The 13,952-nt window shown below is 71.8% G+C and carries 14 protein-coding genes and 1 pseudogene; 5 read left to right on the forward strand and 10 right to left on the reverse strand.

Going from position 1 to position 13,952, the window contains the following annotated elements; all coding sequences use genetic code 11:
• Nucleotides 1-63: 63 nt before the first annotated feature.
• The 3 genes from IM778_RS12770 to IM778_RS12780 all read right to left on the reverse strand — a co-directional run bounded on the left by IM778_RS12770 (nt 64) and on the right by IM778_RS12780 (nt 2,415).
• The gene (locus IM778_RS12770) at nt 64-726 is read right to left on the reverse strand and encodes a hypothetical protein (RefSeq protein ID WP_194409240.1); all 663 of its coding nucleotides are present in this window, start codon (nt 724-726) and stop codon (nt 64-66) included.
• Nucleotides 727-854: 128 nt separating this feature from the next.
• Nucleotides 855-1,247 (reverse strand): cell division protein PerM, encoded by a 393-nt coding sequence (locus IM778_RS12775; protein ID WP_194409241.1) that lies wholly within the window; start codon nt 1,245-1,247, stop codon nt 855-857.
• On the reverse strand, nt 1,141-2,415 hold the full coding sequence (locus IM778_RS12780) for a cell division protein PerM (protein ID WP_194409242.1): 1,275 nt from the start codon (nt 2,413-2,415) through the stop codon (nt 1,141-1,143). The genes IM778_RS12775 and IM778_RS12780 overlap by 107 nt, the downstream gene beginning before the upstream one ends.
• Before the next feature lie 135 nt (nt 2,416-2,550).
• Here IM778_RS12780 and IM778_RS12785 point away from each other — a divergent pair, with 135 nt between their 5' ends.
• Nucleotides 2,551-4,038 (forward strand): NCS2 family permease, encoded by a 1,488-nt coding sequence (locus IM778_RS12785; protein WP_228484541.1) that lies wholly within the window; start codon nt 2,551-2,553, stop codon nt 4,036-4,038.
• 136 nt (nt 4,039-4,174) lie between these two features.
• On the opposite strand, the pseudogene IM778_RS12790 reads toward IM778_RS12785, so the two are convergent.
• From IM778_RS12790 to sucC, 4 genes and pseudogenes are all read right to left on the reverse strand, one after another.
• A pseudogene (locus IM778_RS12790) lies at nt 4,175-4,916 on the reverse strand (formylglycine-generating enzyme family protein).
• Nucleotides 4,917-4,948: 32 nt separating this feature from the next.
• A complete protein-coding gene (locus IM778_RS12795) occupies nt 4,949-5,389 on the reverse strand; it encodes a nitroreductase family deazaflavin-dependent oxidoreductase (protein ID WP_194409244.1) in 441 nt (146 codons plus the stop codon).
• 125 nt (nt 5,390-5,514) lie between these two features.
• Nucleotides 5,515-6,417, reverse strand: a complete 903-nt coding sequence (sucD, locus tag IM778_RS12800) for a succinate--CoA ligase subunit alpha (protein ID WP_194409245.1) — start codon at nt 6,415-6,417, stop codon at nt 5,515-5,517.
• 39 nt (nt 6,418-6,456) lie between these two features.
• Nucleotides 6,457-7,623, reverse strand: a complete 1,167-nt coding sequence (gene sucC / locus IM778_RS12805) for an ADP-forming succinate--CoA ligase subunit beta (RefSeq protein WP_194409246.1) — start codon at nt 7,621-7,623, stop codon at nt 6,457-6,459.
• 208 nt (nt 7,624-7,831) lie between these two features.
• Between sucC and IM778_RS12810 the strand changes: the two genes are divergently transcribed.
• The 4 genes from IM778_RS12810 (at nt 7,832) to IM778_RS12825 (ending at nt 11,046) form a co-directional block, all read left to right on the forward strand.
• Entirely contained in the window at nt 7,832-8,521 is a 690-nt protein-coding gene (locus IM778_RS12810) for a TetR family transcriptional regulator (RefSeq protein WP_194409247.1), read from the forward strand.
• Between the two features lie 196 nt (nt 8,522-8,717).
• Nucleotides 8,718-9,845: an alcohol dehydrogenase catalytic domain-containing protein gene (locus IM778_RS12815; RefSeq protein WP_194409248.1), complete on the forward strand. Its 1,128-nt coding sequence runs from the start codon at nt 8,718-8,720 to the stop codon at nt 9,843-9,845.
• Nucleotides 9,842-10,591 carry an SDR family oxidoreductase gene (locus IM778_RS12820; RefSeq protein ID WP_194409249.1) on the forward strand — a complete coding sequence of 250 codons (750 nt, stop codon included), beginning with the start codon at nt 9,842-9,844 and terminating at the stop codon, nt 10,589-10,591. The genes IM778_RS12815 and IM778_RS12820 overlap by 4 nt, the downstream gene beginning before the upstream one ends.
• Nucleotides 10,588-11,046 carry a MaoC family dehydratase gene (locus tag IM778_RS12825; RefSeq protein WP_194409250.1) on the forward strand — a complete coding sequence of 153 codons (459 nt, stop codon included), beginning with the start codon at nt 10,588-10,590 and terminating at the stop codon, nt 11,044-11,046. Before IM778_RS12820 ends, IM778_RS12825 begins: the two co-directional genes overlap by 4 nt.
• A gap of 78 nt (nt 11,047-11,124) precedes the next feature.
• Here the strand turns inward: IM778_RS12825 and IM778_RS12830 are convergent, their stop codons facing one another.
• From IM778_RS12830 to IM778_RS12840, 3 genes are all read right to left on the reverse strand, one after another.
• Nucleotides 11,125-11,325 (reverse strand): hypothetical protein, encoded by a 201-nt coding sequence (locus IM778_RS12830; protein ID WP_194409251.1) that lies wholly within the window; start codon nt 11,323-11,325, stop codon nt 11,125-11,127.
• 110 nt (nt 11,326-11,435) lie between these two features.
• Entirely contained in the window at nt 11,436-12,650 is a 1,215-nt protein-coding gene (locus tag IM778_RS12835) for an acetyl-CoA C-acetyltransferase (RefSeq protein ID WP_194409252.1), read from the reverse strand.
• A 29-nt stretch (nt 12,651-12,679) separates the two neighbouring features.
• Nucleotides 12,680-13,927: an acyl-CoA dehydrogenase family protein gene (locus IM778_RS12840; RefSeq protein ID WP_194409253.1), complete on the reverse strand. Its 1,248-nt coding sequence runs from the start codon at nt 13,925-13,927 to the stop codon at nt 12,680-12,682.
• Nucleotides 13,928-13,952: the final 25 nt, after the last annotated feature.

The raw sequence follows: 13,952 nt of genomic DNA on the forward strand, positions 1-13,952 counted from the left end.
ACTTACCCGGCAACGATCCCTCGCGCCGGTCGCCGCCGGGCGGAGCGGGCGCCGGCGCGGCAGTCACGGCGAAGGGGAAGGCGACGGCAGGAACTGCGGGTCGTCCGGCGTGATGCCGAAGAAAAGCGGATCCGACGGCGACTCCTCCCGCGGAAGGTACCCCTTCGCAAGCTGGGCGTCACCGAAGAGCATGTCGCCGAGTTCGAAGTGATCGCCGGGGTGGCACGCCGTGTCGGCGACCACCAGCACGTTGCCGTTGTTCACGAACGTCACCGTGAGGAACGAGAACAGCCCCTGCTCCCGGACGATGACGTCGCGCGAGACCACCTCGCTCGATCCGGCGTCCATCCCCTCCACCTGGTACCCGCCGTCGGTGAGATAGTCGGCGGCGTCCTCCCGCAGCCGGTCGAGCTCAGCCGGGTCCACCGCCGTGGCGCGGCTCAGGCTGAAGTTCCAGCCGTCGCCGCATCCGCCGCCGGAGGGCACCATCCCGTAGGCCCCGCTGTCGCGCACCTCCCAGGGGCCGTCGTGGATCACGGCGAGCAGGCCGTTGACGAATTCGCGGTACTCGAAGTACACCTCTTCCGACTGCGCGTAGAGCTCGTCTCCGGTCGGATCGGCCACCGGGCCACCTCCGCATCCCGTCAGGATCGACGCTGCGAGCACCGTCGTCGCAGCGAGCGCAGCTTTCGCGCGGAATCGCGCCCGCGCCGACCTTGTGGTCACGGCAGCACCTCTCCGTTGGCGACGATGTGCGCAATGTTACGGAACGACTCCGAGTCCCGCGAAAGGTACCCGTTGTCCTTCTCCCACCAGCCCCACACGGTGTTGCCGCCGTCGTGGCCGGCGCGGGCTCAGTCGACCCGCGGAAGCTCGATGGGCTCGGTGCGGGCCTCGCTCGACACGCCGTCGGAAGCCCCTGCCGCCGAGGGCGACGGCGACGCCGAAGTCCCCTCCGACAGCGACGGCGGCAGCGGAGAAGGTGTGGCCGTCGAAGGCTCCGGATGCCGCGGCCCGGCCTGTGCGTCCGGCTCGGGCCCCGATCGGCTCGTGCGCGTGCGCCGCGCGCCCGGCGACATGAGCAGGATCGCGGCGCCCAGCAGCACCTCGGCTCCGACGGCGAGCGCGACGGGTCCCGGCTCAGGGCCGACGACCGCGAGCCGCTCGGGCCCGAGCGATCCCGAGGCGAACGCGGCCAGTGCCGCGGCGAGGGCCGCAGAGACGGCGGCGATGCCGACCGCGATCACCAGACGCGGGACGACCGGGTCGTGCACCGCCGGGGCGTCGTCCTCGGGCTCGGGCGTCGGCACCGATCCCGCCAGGAGTCCCTCGAGGGCTGCCGTCTTCGCCGCGCCCCCTCGCGGCGCCGCGTCGCCTGCGGACGCCGCGGGCCACGGCATCCGTCCGTCGCGCGCGGCGCTGCCGCGAAGGCGCGTCGACGAGGCGCGAACGCGCGATCCAGCCGGCGAATGCTCCGAGCGCGACCGGCGCGAGTGCGAGCAGGAGCAGCCACGGCGTGGCCGACTCGGGGATCGCGCCGAGCACCGGGATGCCGGGGATCACGCCGACCTGCGTGCCGGCGGGCGAGACCGATGCCCCCTCGCCGACGAGGAATCCGGGGCCGGCGACGAACGCCGAGCCCCACACGGCGAGCGTCGGCGCGTAGGCCAACTGGGCCAGCGTCACCACGATGGCGCCGATCACGTCGACGTTCCCGGCCTGGTAGAGCGCCACGATCTGCCCGGAGCGGGCGAACACCGTGACGGCGGTGACGGCGGCGCCGACCCCCAGGAGGCCCACCACGACCACGGCCGTGCCGCGTGCGATGAGCGCGGGGACGTCGGCCCAGCCGTGCCGGTCGGCCTCCACCCGATCGCGCACGCGTGCGATCACTCCGCCGCCGGCTTCGCGCCACTCCGTCACCACGGCGGCGACGAGGGCCGGCACCGCGAAGACGAGGATCGGGATCAGGATCGACTGCCACAGCACGGGCGTGACGATGTCGGTGCGCGACGTCAGCGCCGCGCCCGCGGTGAGCGCCGCGAAGACCGCGGTGCCCGTCACGACGCCGGTGAGCCACGCGTCGGCCCGCGATGCGCGCACGCCCGAGCGTGCGGCGAAGATCGCCGTGAAGGCCGCGAACGCGAGCGGTGCGAGCGAAAGGGTGAACGATGCCGCAGCCGCGTCGATGCTCGTCGCAGCGAGGTAGTCGGCGGGAAGGGTCACCGGCAGGGGCACGAGGTTGCCCAGCTGCCACACCGCGACCGCGGTCGGCCACAGGACGCCCCAGTCGGCGGCGCCGCCGAGTCCGAACACCCACAGGAGCGTCAGCGGCGCAAGGGTCGCGGCGAGACCGACGGCGACCGCGATGGCGGCGTCGACGGTTGCGAGGAAGGCGACGATGAGGCGGTGCATGGCCTCATCGACCCTACTTCGCCCGGCCGTGCGCGCCCGGTCGCCTCGCCCGCCCGGCGCCCAGGCGGGCGGTACCTGCTCAGCGAATTCCCAGGCGGCACCCGATGCCGCTAACGTCGTCGTCGGAGGTCCCCCATGAGCACAGCCCCGTCCACCACGCCCGAGATCCCCGACGCCGCCGAGCCGGACGGGAACGTTCAGCCCAAGAGCGGCTTCGACCGGTTCTTCGAGATCACCCGGCGCGGTTCGACGGTCGGCACCGAGGTGCGCGGCGGGGTCGTGACGTTCGTGACGATGGCCTACATCGTCATCCTCAACCCGATCATCCTCTCGAGCGGGGTCGACGTCGACGGGAACAGGCTCGGGTTCTCGGAGGTGGCCGCCGTCACAGCGCTCACGGCCGGTGTCATGACGGTGCTCTTCGGGCTCGTGACGCGCCTGCCGTTCGCCTTCGCGGCCGGCCTCGGCATCAACTCGTTCCTCGCGGTCGCCGTCGTGGGTCAGGTCACCTGGCCCGAGGCGATGGGCCTCGTGGTCATCAACGGCCTCATCATCGTGCTGCTGGCGGCGACGGGTCTGCGGCGCATGATCTTCGACGCCGTCCCGATCCAGCTTAAGCTCGCGATCACGGTCGGCATCGGCCTGTTCATCGCCTTCATCGGCTTCGTCGACGCCGGGTTCGTGACCGCGACCAGCCTCTCGTCGCCCCCGGTCGGTCTCGGCGTGGACGGCTCGGTCGCGACCGTCCCGACGCTCATCTTCGTCTTCACGCTGCTGCTGACCGGCATCCTGGTCGCCCGCAAGGTCAAGGGCGGCATCCTCATCGGCCTCGTCTCGGGCACGGTGATCGCGGTGGTCGTCGAGGCGATCTGGAACCTCGGCCCGAAGTTCGACGGCGACGCCGTCAACCCGGGCGGCTGGGGCCTCTCGGTTCCCGAGCTGCCCTCGTCGCTCGTGAGCCTTCCCGACCTGTCGCTGATCGGTCAGGTCTCGTTCGGTTCGTTCGAGCGGATCGGCGTGCTCGCCGCGCTCATGCTCGTCTTCACGCTCGTGTTCACGAACTTCTTCGACGCGATGGGCACGATGACGGGCCTGTCGAAGGAGGCAGGCCTCGCCGACGCGAAGGGCGACTTCCCGCGCATCAAGTCGGCGCTGATCGTCGAGGGCGTCGGCGCGGTCGCCGGCGGTTTCACCTCGAGCTCGTCGAACACGGTGTTCATCGAGTCCGGCTCGGGTATCGGCGAGGGCGCGCGCACCGGCTTCGCGAACGTCGTGACGGGCGTCCTGTTCCTCGTCGCGATGTTCTTCACGCCCCTCGTGTCGATCGTGCCGACCGAGGTCGCCGCCGCCGCACTGGTGATCGTCGGTGCGCTGATGATGTCGCAGATCCGGTTCATCGACTTCTCGGACTTCTCGATCGTGCTGCCGGTGTTCCTCGCGATCACCGTGATGCCGCTCACCTACTCGATCGCGAACGGCATCGGCGCGGGCTTCGTCACGTGGGTCGTCGTCCGGTCGCTGTCGGGCAAGGCGCGCGAGATCAGCCTGCTGCTGTGGATCGTCGCCGCCGGCTTCGTGCTCTACTTCGCCCGCGGGCCGCTCGAGGCGCTGCTCGCCGGCTGAGACCGTGACGGATGCCGCGGGCCGCGGCATCCGTCGCCCTCGCGGTCTGCTCCCGGTTCAGGTGGCGCGACACGCGGGGTCGCGCGCGGGTCACGGCGCGTCGTGACACGGGAAGACGCGAGCGCACGGCGCGTGGTCAGCGCAGCGGCGTCCAGCCGAGCGGCAGCGGGCCGTCGGGGTCAGCGCTCCTCGTCGGCGCGGCGCGACCACCCCTGCGCGGCGTCGATCGCATCGAAGCCGCCGCGCGCGACACGGAACCCCACGTCGTCGTGGTGCATGCGCGGGCCGCCGCCGCGGCGCACCGAGGCGCGCACGCTCCAGGCGTCGTCGGCGAACCCGCCGCCGCGGAACACGCGGTAGTCGCCGTAGCGAGCGGGGTCCAGCAGATCCCAGCACCACTCCCACACGTTGCCGAGCATGTCGAAGAGCCCGTGGAGGTTCGGGAGCTTGCCGCCGACCTCCTGCGGGGTCGGGACGCCGTCGGCGCTCGTCCAGGCGATCTCGGCGAGCGGCCCGTAGTGCGGCCCGGTCGACCCCGCCCGGCACGCGTGCTCCCACTCCGCCTCGGTGGGCAGCCGGTAGCCGTCGGCGTCGACGTGCCACGTGACGTCCTCACCCTCGAACGTGTAGGCGGGGTCGAGGCCCTCCCACTCCGAGGCGGCGTTGCAGAATCGGATCGCCCGCTGCCAGCTCACCTCGACCGCGGGGCGCCGCGGATGCCGCGCCGGTTCCCCCAGCAGCTCCGCGAGCTGCTCCTGGGTCACCGCGTACACGCCGAGCTCGAACGGCTCCAGCTCGACGCGCCAGGTCGCCTTGCGGCGCGCGTCGTGCAGGGTCACCGCGCCGCCCGGGACGCGGGTGAGCTCGATGTCGGTCATCGCGGGCGCGGTCGGTCCGGTGCGCCGGCGCTTCAGGCGTCGCGGGGCTCGAGCACGAAGACGGCGATGAGCCGGTCGGTCTTCGTCTGATAGTTCGCGTAGTCCGGCCACACCGCCACGGCACGCTCCCACCACCGGGCGCGCTCGTCGCCGGTCAGCTCGCGGGCGTCGTAGTCGCGCTTGACCGCGCCGTCCTGCAGCTCGACGTGCGGGTGGCGGCGCATGTTCTCCGCCCACTTCGGCTCGTCGGGAGCGCCGCCCTTCGATGCGACGACGGCGTAGCGGCCGTCGTGCTCGACGCGCATGAGCGCCGTCTTGCGCAGCGCCCCGGTCTTCACGCCGACGGTCGTCAGCACGATGATGGGCACCCCGCGCAGGGTGTTGGACTTCGCCCCGTTCGAGGCCTCGAACTTCTCGGCCTGGGTGCGAGCCCACTCGGACGTGGACGGGATGTACTCTCCGGTCAGCGGCATGACTCCACGATACGGCCGGCTCCGAGTCGGCGGTGCGGCGAGCGGGCTGAGACGACGAAGACGGATGCCGCAGCGCGAGGCTGCGGCATCCGTCTTCGCGAGACGAGCTCAGGTGCCGGTGGGGCTCAGAGCGACTCGATGATCTCGCGCATCAGGGCGGCGGTCTCGGACGGCGTCTTGCCGACCTTGACGCCGGCGGCCTCGAGGGCCTCCTTCTTCGCCTGTGCGGTGCCCGCCGAGCCCGAGACGATGGCGCCGGCGTGGCCCATGGTCTTGCCCTCGGGGGCGGTGAACCCGGCGACGTAGCCGACGACGGGCTTGGTGACGTTGGCCTTGATGAAGTCGGCCGCGCGCTCTTCGGCGTCGCCGCCGATCTCGCCGATCATCACGATGGCCTGGGTCTCGGGGTCGGCCTCGAACGCGGCGAGCGCGTCGATGTGCGTCGTGCCGATGACGGGGTCGCCGCCGATGCCGATCGCGGTCGAGAAGCCGATGTCGCGCAGCTCGAACATCATCTGGTACGTCAGCGTGCCCGACTTCGACACGAGGCCGATCGGGCCCTTGCCGGTGATGTTGGCCGGGGTGATGCCGACGAGCGACTCGTCGGGCGTGATGATGCCCGGGCAGTTCGGGCCGATGATGCGCGTCTTGTTGCCCTTGGCGGTGGCGTACGCCCACGCCTCGGCGGAGTCGCCGACGGGGACGCCCTCGGTGATCACGACGAGCAGCGGGATCTCGGCGTCGATGGCCTCGATCATCGCGGCCTTCGTGAACGCAGCGGGCACGAAGGCGATCGACACGTCCGCCCCGGTCGCCGCGATCGCCTCTTCGACGGTCGCGAAGACGGGCAGCTCGATGCTGTTGCCGTCCTTGTCGGTGTGCAGCACGGTCGTGCCGGCCTTGCGGGCGTTCACGCCGCCGACGACGTTGGTGCCGGCCTTGAGCATGAGCGCGGTGTGCTTGGTGCCTTCGCCGCCGGTGATGCCCTGGACGATGACCTTGGAGTCCTTGTTGAGGAAGATCGACATTTCTGTTCTTTCTATCCGGTCGCTGAGCTGGTCGAAGCGTCAGGCGTTGGCGAGCTCGGCGGCCTTGTCGGCGCCCTCGTCCATCGTGGCGGCCAGGGTCACCAGCGGGTGGTTCGCGTCCTGGAGGATCTTGCGACCCTCCTCGACGCGGTTGCCGTCGAGGCGCACGACGAGCGGCTTCGAGGCGGTCGAGCCGAGCTCGGCGAGGGCGCCGACGATGCCCTTGGCGACGGCGTCGCAGGCGGTGATGCCGCCGAAGACGTTCACGAAGACGCTCTTGACCTGCGGGTCGCCGAGGATGACGTCCAGGCCCGCGGCCATGACCTCCGCCGAGGCGCCGCCGCCGATGTCGAGGAAGTTGGCCGGCTTCACGCCGCCGTGGTTCTCACCGGCGTACGCGACGACGTCGAGCGTCGACATGACCAGGCCCGCGCCGTTGCCGATGATGCCGACCTGGCCGTCGAGCTTGACGTAGTTGAGGTCGTTCTCCTTCGCCTTCGCCTCGAGCGGGTCGGCGGCATCCTTGTCTTCGAGGAGCGCGTGACCGGCGTGACGGAACTCGGCGTTCTCGTCGAGGGTGACCTTGCCGTCGAGGGCGATGATGTCGCCCTCCTCGGTGAGGACGAGGGGGTTCACCTCGACGAGCGTGGCGTCTTCGCCCTTGTAGACGTTGTAGAGCTTGACGAAGACGTCGCTCACCTTGTCGACGAGACCGGCGTCGAACCCGGCGGCCTCCGCGATCTCGACGGCCTTGGCCTTGTCGATCCCGGTGCCCGGGTTCACGTCGATGCGCGCGAGCGCTTCGGGGCGCTCGACGGCGAGCTCCTCGATCTCCATGCCGCCCTCGACGCTGCACAGCGACAGGTAGGAGCGGTTCGCGCGGTCCAGCAGCACCGAGAAGTAGTACTCCTTGTCGATGCGCGCGCCCTGCGCGACCATGACGCGCTTGACGACGTGGCCCTTGATGTCGAGGCCGAGGATCGCCTGGGCGGCCTCGTACGCCTCATCGGGGGTCTTCGCGACCTTCACGCCGCCGGCTTTGCCGCGACCGCCGGTCTTGACCTGTGCCTTGACGACGACGACTCCGCCGCCGAGCTTCTCGGCAGCAGCCTTGGCCGCCTCTGGCGTATCGGCGACGATGCCGGCGAGCACCGGCACCTCGTACTTCTCGAAAAGGTCTCGTGCCTGGTACTCGTACAGATCCACAGTGCATTCCTTCGCAGGTGGCGAATGGGGTGGTGTGACGCGAAAAGCGTCTTGACGTCGAGATATCGACCAGTCCCCCAGCCTACTACCGCTCGCTGAACGCTCCCGACCGCAGCGACGCGCCAGGAGTTCGGCTGATCGTGGCAGCGGCGTTTCGTGACGGATGCCTCCACCCGCGGCGGCGCGCCGCACTAGGCTCGTCGGCGAGATGACCGACACTGCAGCCGCTCCCGCTCCTCAGGCCGCCGCGCGCGCCGCGGTGGTGGCCGCCGCGCTCGAGCTGTTCGCCGACCAGGGCTTCGATCAGACGTCGGTGGAGCAGATCGCGCAGGCGGCCGGGGTGTCGCGCTCCACCTTCTTCCGCCAGTTCGGCGGCAAGGACGACGTGGTCTTCACCGATCACGAGCTGCTGCTCGATCGGCTGCGCGCGTTCCTGGCGCGGCCGCACGAGGATCCCTGGGCGGCTGTGTGCGAGGCATCCGTCCTCGTCTACTCGCATTTCGCGGCCGACCCCGAACTCGCCCGCCGGCGATACGCCGTCGTGCGCGGCGTGCCGGCGCTGCGCGACCGCGAGATCGTCACGGTGTTCCGCTACGAGCGCCTGTTCGACGAGTACCTGCGGGCGTCGCTGCCCGGGCTCGACCCGCTCGACGCGGTCGGGTTCTCGGCGCTGGTGACCGCGATCCACAACCACGTGCTGCGCCGCCTCCTCCGCGGGCCCAGGAAGGTGCCGGTGTCGGTGCTCAAGTCCGCGCTCGACGACGCGCGGCGCCGCTTCGGCGTGCTGCCGGGCGACGCGTCGGTCCCGTCGGCGGACGACGTCGTGGTGGCGGTCTTCCCCCGGGGCACGCCGACCGCCGAGCTGGCCCGGCGACTGCGCGAGCACCTCGACGACTGAGCCGCGCGCCGACCGCGGCGCACGCCCCTCCGCGGGAGGAAGGGCCTTCCGCCGCGACCCCGGAGCACCGTGATTCGCAAACATACCGCACGGTCGGTATGCTGATCGCGACACCACGCGACGCACCGTCGTGTTTGGATCGATCGGGCCCGCGACGACGCCGTGCGGGTCGCAGCACCGACGACGAGGAGGTCGCATGCGGATCACGGGAGCCGTGCTCGAGCGCTCCGGCGCCGAAGCGCCTTTCGCCCGGTCGCGGCCGTTCACCGTCGCCGAGCTGGAGCTCGACGCGCCGGGACCGGGCGAGCTGCTCGTGCGCGTCGAGGCGGCAGGCGTCTGCCACTCCGACCTCAGCGTCGTCGACGGCAACCGCGTGCGCCCGACGCCGATGCTGCTCGGTCACGAGGCCGCCGGCGTCGTCGAGCAGCTCGGTCCCGGCGTCGCCGACGTGGCACCGGGTCAGCGCGTGGTCATGACCTTCCTCCCCCGCTGCGGCGAGTGCGACGGATGCCGCACCGACGGCCGGCTGCCGTGCGCCCCGGGATCGGCGGCCAACGGCGACGGCACACTGCTGGGCGGCGGCATCCGTCTGCACCGTGTGAGCAAGGGCGAGAACCAGGACGTGTACCACCACCTCGGCGTCTCGGCCTTCGCCACGCACGCCGTGGTGAGCCGCGCCTCGGTCGTACCGGTCGACACCGACGTGCCGGCCGAGATCGCCGCGCTGCTCGGCTGCGCCGTGCTCACCGGCGGCGGCGCCGTCGTCAACGCCGGTCGCCCCGCCCCGGGCGACCGCGTCGTCGTGGTCGGACTCGGCGGCGTGGGCATGGCCGCGCTGCTGGTCGCCGTGGCCCTCGGACACGACGTGATCGGCGTCGATCCCGTACCCGGCAAGCTCGCGCTCGCGCGCGAGTCCGGGGCCGTCGACGCGCTGGGGCCCGCCGAAGCGGTGGGCCGCGGCATCCGTGCCCCCGTCGTGATCGAGGCGGCAGGCGCCGCCTCCGCGTTCGAGACCGCCGTCGCACTCACCGCGCCCGGGGGCACCACGGTGACGGTGGGCCTGCCTGCTCCCGACGCGCGAGCGGCCGTGTCGCCGCTCCTGCTCACGGCTGAGGCGCGCACCATCGTCGGCAGCTACCTGGGCTCCGCGGTGCCGAGCCGCGACATCCCCCGCTACGTCGAGCTGTGGCGCGCGGGACGCCTTCCGCTCGAGAAGCTCGTCTCCTCCCGCATCGGCCTCGACGACCTCGACGCCGCCATGGACCGGCTCGCCGCAGGCGGCGAGCTGCGCCAGCTCATCACATTCGAAGGGAACCGCATATGACCAGGACCGCCATCGTCACCGGAGCCGCACGCGGCATCGGCGCCGCCACCGCCCAGCGCCTCGCCGCCGACGGCTACGCCGTCGCCGTGCTCGACCTCGACGAGGCGCAGTGCGCCGGCACCGTCGCCGCCATCACGGATGCCGGGGGCCGCGCGCTCGCCGTCGGCGCGAACGTCGCCGACGCGGCGTCGGTGGAGCGGGCCGTCGCCCGCGTCGCCGACGAGCTCGGGGCGCCGACGATCCTCGTGAACAACGCGGGGATCATCCGCGACAACCTGCTGTTCAAGATGACCGAGGACGACTGGGACGCCGTCCTGAGCGTGCACCTGCGCGGCGCGTTCCTGATGTCGCGCGCCGTGCAGGAGCACCAGGTCAAGCAGGGGTGGGGCCGCATCGTGAACCTGTCGAGCACGTCCGCGCTCGGCAACCGCGGGCAGGCGAACTACGCCGCGGCCAAGGCGGGCATGCAGGGCTTCACCAAGACGCTCGCGCTCGAGCTCGGGCGGTACGGCGTCACCGCCAACGCGGTCGCGCCCGGGTTCATCGTGACCGACATGACCCGCGCGACCGCCGAGCGCATCGGCGTCGCGTTCGAGGACTTCATCACCGCGCGCGCCGCCGAAGTGCCGGTGCAGCGCGCCGGGTACCCCGACGACATCGCGGCCGCCGTGTCGTACTTCTGCTCGGAGGAGGCCGGGTTCGTGTCGGGCCAGGTGCTGTACGTCGCCGGGGGTCCGCGCGCATGAGCATCGTCGTCGACTCCCCGGCCTCGCTGTCGGAAGCCGTGGGCAGTACAGCCACCGGCGAGTGGTTCGCGATCGACCAGGAGCGCATCCAGGCGTTCGCCGACGCGACCGAGGACTGGCAGTGGATCCACCTGGATGCCGAGCGCGCGGCATCCGGTCCCTTCGGCGCCACGATCGCCCACGGATACCTGACACTGTCGCTGCTGCCCCGTCTCACGCGCGGTCTGCTGTCGGTGGCCGGCACGTCGATGGTCGTGAACTACGGCCTCGACAAGGTGCGGTTCCTGCAGCCGGTCGTCGTCGACTCGCGCGTGCGGGCGGTGACCGAGATCGTGTCGGTCGAACCTGCGCCGCAGGGCCACCGCGTGGGTCTGCGCACCACCGTCGAGATCGAGGGTGCCGAACGCCCTGCGCTCGTGGCCGAGACGATCGGGCTGTTCGTACCGGCGGCGTGATCCTGCACGGGTGAGCGACGGATGCCGGGGGCCCCGGCATCCGTCGGTTGTCGGCTTGCTCGGCGCGCTCGGCTTCGCTCAGCGCCCGGTCGGCGGCAGCTTGTCGATGCCGTGGCGGTTCGGCGCCTCGGGCTCCGCCTCGGTGTCGGGGCTGACCGCGCTCTCACCGGCGACGCCTTCCGAATCGGGGTAGGTGGGCTCGTCGATCTCGTCGCCCTCGCGCTCCTCCTGCGGGGGCAGGTGGTCGAGGGGCTGCTTCACATCATCGCGATCGCTCATGCACCCAGCCTCGGCAGGCCGAGGGCGCCGCGCGAGGGGGTTGCGATCGGCGCCCGAGTCTGTTGCGGAAGCGGTCGCCCGCCGAGCGGGAGGGCTCCGCAACGGGGAGGTCACACGCGCTCGAGCACCAGCGCCATGCCCTGGCCGCCGCCGACGCACATCGTCTCGAGGCCGTAGCGCCCGCCGGTCTCGCGCAGGCCGTTGAGGAGCGTCGAGGTGATGCGGGCTCCGGTCATGCCGAACGGGTGCCCGACCGCGATCGCTCCGCCGTGCACGTTCAGCCGCTCGGGGTCGACGCCGAGCTCGCGCGCCGACGGCACGACCTGCGCCGCGAACGCCTCGTTGATCTCGACGAGGTCCATGTCGTCAATCGACAGGCCTGCGAGCGCGAGCGCGCGACGGGATGCCTCGACCGGGCCGAGCCCCATCACCTCGGGCGAGAGCGCCGAGACGCCGGTCGACACGATGCGCGCGAGCGGCTGCAGCCCGAGCTCGTCGACCACGCGATCCGACACCACCACGACCGCCGCCGCGCCGTCGTTGAGCGGACAGCAGTTGCCGGCGGTCACGGTGCCGTCCGGCCGGAAGACCGGGTCGAGTCCGGCCAGGGTCTCGACGGTGACCCCGGGCCGCGGTCCGTCGTCGGCCGCGACGACCGTGGCGTCGTCGAGCGTCACCGGGGTGATGTCCCGGGCCCAGAAGCCCGACGCGATCGCCGCCTCGGCACGCTGCTGCGACCTCGCCGCGAAGGCATCCTGCTCCTCCCGCGTCACCCCCAGCACCTGCGCGACGTTCTCGGCGGTCTGCCCCATCGCGATGTACGGGTCGGGCAGCGAACCGTCGAGCCGCGGGTCGGTCCAGCTCGCCGCTCCCGCTTCGGCCCGGGCCGCCGTGCGCTCGAGCGCCGCTCCGAACCGCGGGTTGACGGCATCCGGAACATCCGACGCGCCCGCCGCGTAACGCGACACCGACTCGACGCCCGCCGAGACGAACACGTCCCCCTCGCCGGCCTTGATCGCGTGGAAGGCCATGCGCGTGGTCTGCAGCGACGACGAGCAGTAGCGGTTGACGGTCGCTCCCGGCACGGTGTCGAAGCCGAGCAGCACCGAGACGATGCGGGCGAGGTTGAAGCCCTGCTCGCCGGCGGGCTGGCCCGTGCCGACGAGCAGGTCGTCGATGCGGGCGGGGTCGAGCGCCGGCACGGCGTCGAGCGCCGCGCGCACCATGCGGGCGGTGAGGTCGTCGGGTCGCACCCCGGCGAGCGACCCCTTGCGGGCGCGTCCGATCGGCGAGCGGGCGGTGGCGATGATGTAGGCCTCGGTCATGGGATTCTCCTTCGAACGGCGGGCGCGGCTCAGACGAACGCCGAGATACCGGTGATGGCACGACCGACGATGAGGGAGTTCATGTCGTACGTGCCCTCGAACGTGTACACGGCCTCGGCGTCGGCGAAGTACCGGGCGATGCCGTAGCCGGCGGGGATGCCGAGTTGCTCCTGCCCGCCCAGCTGCACGCCGTTGCCGCCGCAGATCTCGCGGCACAGGGCGACGGTCTCGCGCACGCGCGCGCTCACGAAGGCCTTCGCCATGGCGGAGTGCTGATCGAGCTGGACGCCCTCGTCCTGCAGCTGCGAGACCCGCACGCACATGCCGATGCAGGCCGTGATGTTCGCGAGCGCATCGGCGAGCTTCTGCTGCACGAGCTGGTACGACGCGATCGGCTTGCCGAACTGCACGCGCGCCCCGGCGTAGGCGACCGCGCACTCGTAAGCGCCGACCGCGACGCCGAGCGCCTGCCACGCGACGTGCGCGCGGGTGAGACGCAGCACCACCGCGAGGTCGCGGAACCCGTCGATGCGCTGGAGCCGATCCGACTCGGGCACGACCACGTCCCGCAGCACGATGTCGGCGTTCTCGACCGTGCGCAGCGACTGCTTGCGCTCGATCTTCGTCGCCTCGAACCCGGCGGCCGGTGTGCGGACGAGGAATCCCTTGACCTGGTCGTCCGCGACGTCGCGCGCCCAGATCACCACGAGGTCGGCGAACGCGCCGTTGCCGATCCAGCGCTTGGCGCCGTTGAGGAACCACGAGTCGCCGCGACGCTCGGCCGTCGTCTCGAGTCCCTTCGCGGTGTCGGAGCCGTGGCCGGGCTCGGTCAGCCCGAAGCACGCGATCTGCTCGCCGCGCGCGAGCACCGGCAGCCACTCGGCGCGCTGCTCGTCCGAGCCGCCGACCGCGATCGAGGTCATCGCGAGCCCGCTGTGCACGCCGATGAACGTCGCCGTGGACGGATCGGCGCGCGAGATCTCCATCGCGACCCAGCCGCGGAAGACGTCGCTGTTGTCGAACTGCCGCGTCTCGGGGAAGGCATGACCGTAGAGGCCGAGCTCGGCGATCCTCGGCACGAGGTGCCGCGGGCTCTCGGCGCGGTCCCAGTGGTCGTCGGCGAAGGGGCGCACCTCGGTATCGAGGAACTCGCGGATCTCGCGCAGGGCGCGCTGCTCGGCATCCGTCAGCAGGTGCTGGAAGCCGTAGAAGTCGGCGTCGAGCGTGGCGGCCGGCGCGCCGGTCGCGACGTCGGGCGGGGTCAGGGTGAACGTCATCGTCTCTCCTTCGTGTCTTGCACGA

It is taken from the genome of Microbacterium cremeum (assembly GCF_015277855.1).
Classification (GTDB): Bacteria; Actinomycetota; Actinomycetes; order Actinomycetales; family Microbacteriaceae; genus Microbacterium; species Microbacterium cremeum.

What these genes read in the sequence shown, in the direction of transcription:
- IM778_RS12795 (WP_194409244.1), bottom strand. Translation starts at nt 5,389, where the DNA reads ATGCCGCTGACCGGAGAGTACATCCCGTCCACGTCCGAGTGGGCTCGC.
- IM778_RS12815 (WP_194409248.1), top strand. Translation starts at nt 8,718, where the DNA reads ATGCGGATCACGGGAGCCGTGCTCGAGCGCTCCGGCGCCGAAGCGCCT.
- IM778_RS12825 (WP_194409250.1), top strand. Translation starts at nt 10,588, where the DNA reads ATGAGCATCGTCGTCGACTCCCCGGCCTCGCTGTCGGAAGCCGTGGGC.
- IM778_RS12785 (WP_228484541.1), top strand. Translation starts at nt 2,551, where the DNA reads ATGAGCACAGCCCCGTCCACCACGCCCGAGATCCCCGACGCCGCCGAG.
- IM778_RS12780 (WP_194409242.1), bottom strand. Translation starts at nt 2,415, where the DNA reads ATGCACCGCCTCATCGTCGCCTTCCTCGCAACCGTCGACGCCGCCATC.
- IM778_RS12830 (WP_194409251.1), bottom strand. Translation starts at nt 11,325, where the DNA reads ATGAGCGATCGCGATGATGTGAAGCAGCCCCTCGACCACCTGCCCCCG.
- IM778_RS12835 (WP_194409252.1), bottom strand. Translation starts at nt 12,650, where the DNA reads ATGACCGAGGCCTACATCATCGCCACCGCCCGCTCGCCGATCGGACGC.
- sucD (WP_194409245.1), bottom strand. Translation starts at nt 6,417, where the DNA reads ATGTCGATCTTCCTCAACAAGGACTCCAAGGTCATCGTCCAGGGCATC.
- IM778_RS12810 (WP_194409247.1), top strand. Translation starts at nt 7,832, where the DNA reads ATGACCGACACTGCAGCCGCTCCCGCTCCTCAGGCCGCCGCGCGCGCC.
- IM778_RS12820 (WP_194409249.1), top strand. Translation starts at nt 9,842, where the DNA reads ATGACCAGGACCGCCATCGTCACCGGAGCCGCACGCGGCATCGGCGCC.
- IM778_RS12840 (WP_194409253.1), bottom strand. Translation starts at nt 13,927, where the DNA reads ATGACGTTCACCCTGACCCCGCCCGACGTCGCGACCGGCGCGCCGGCC.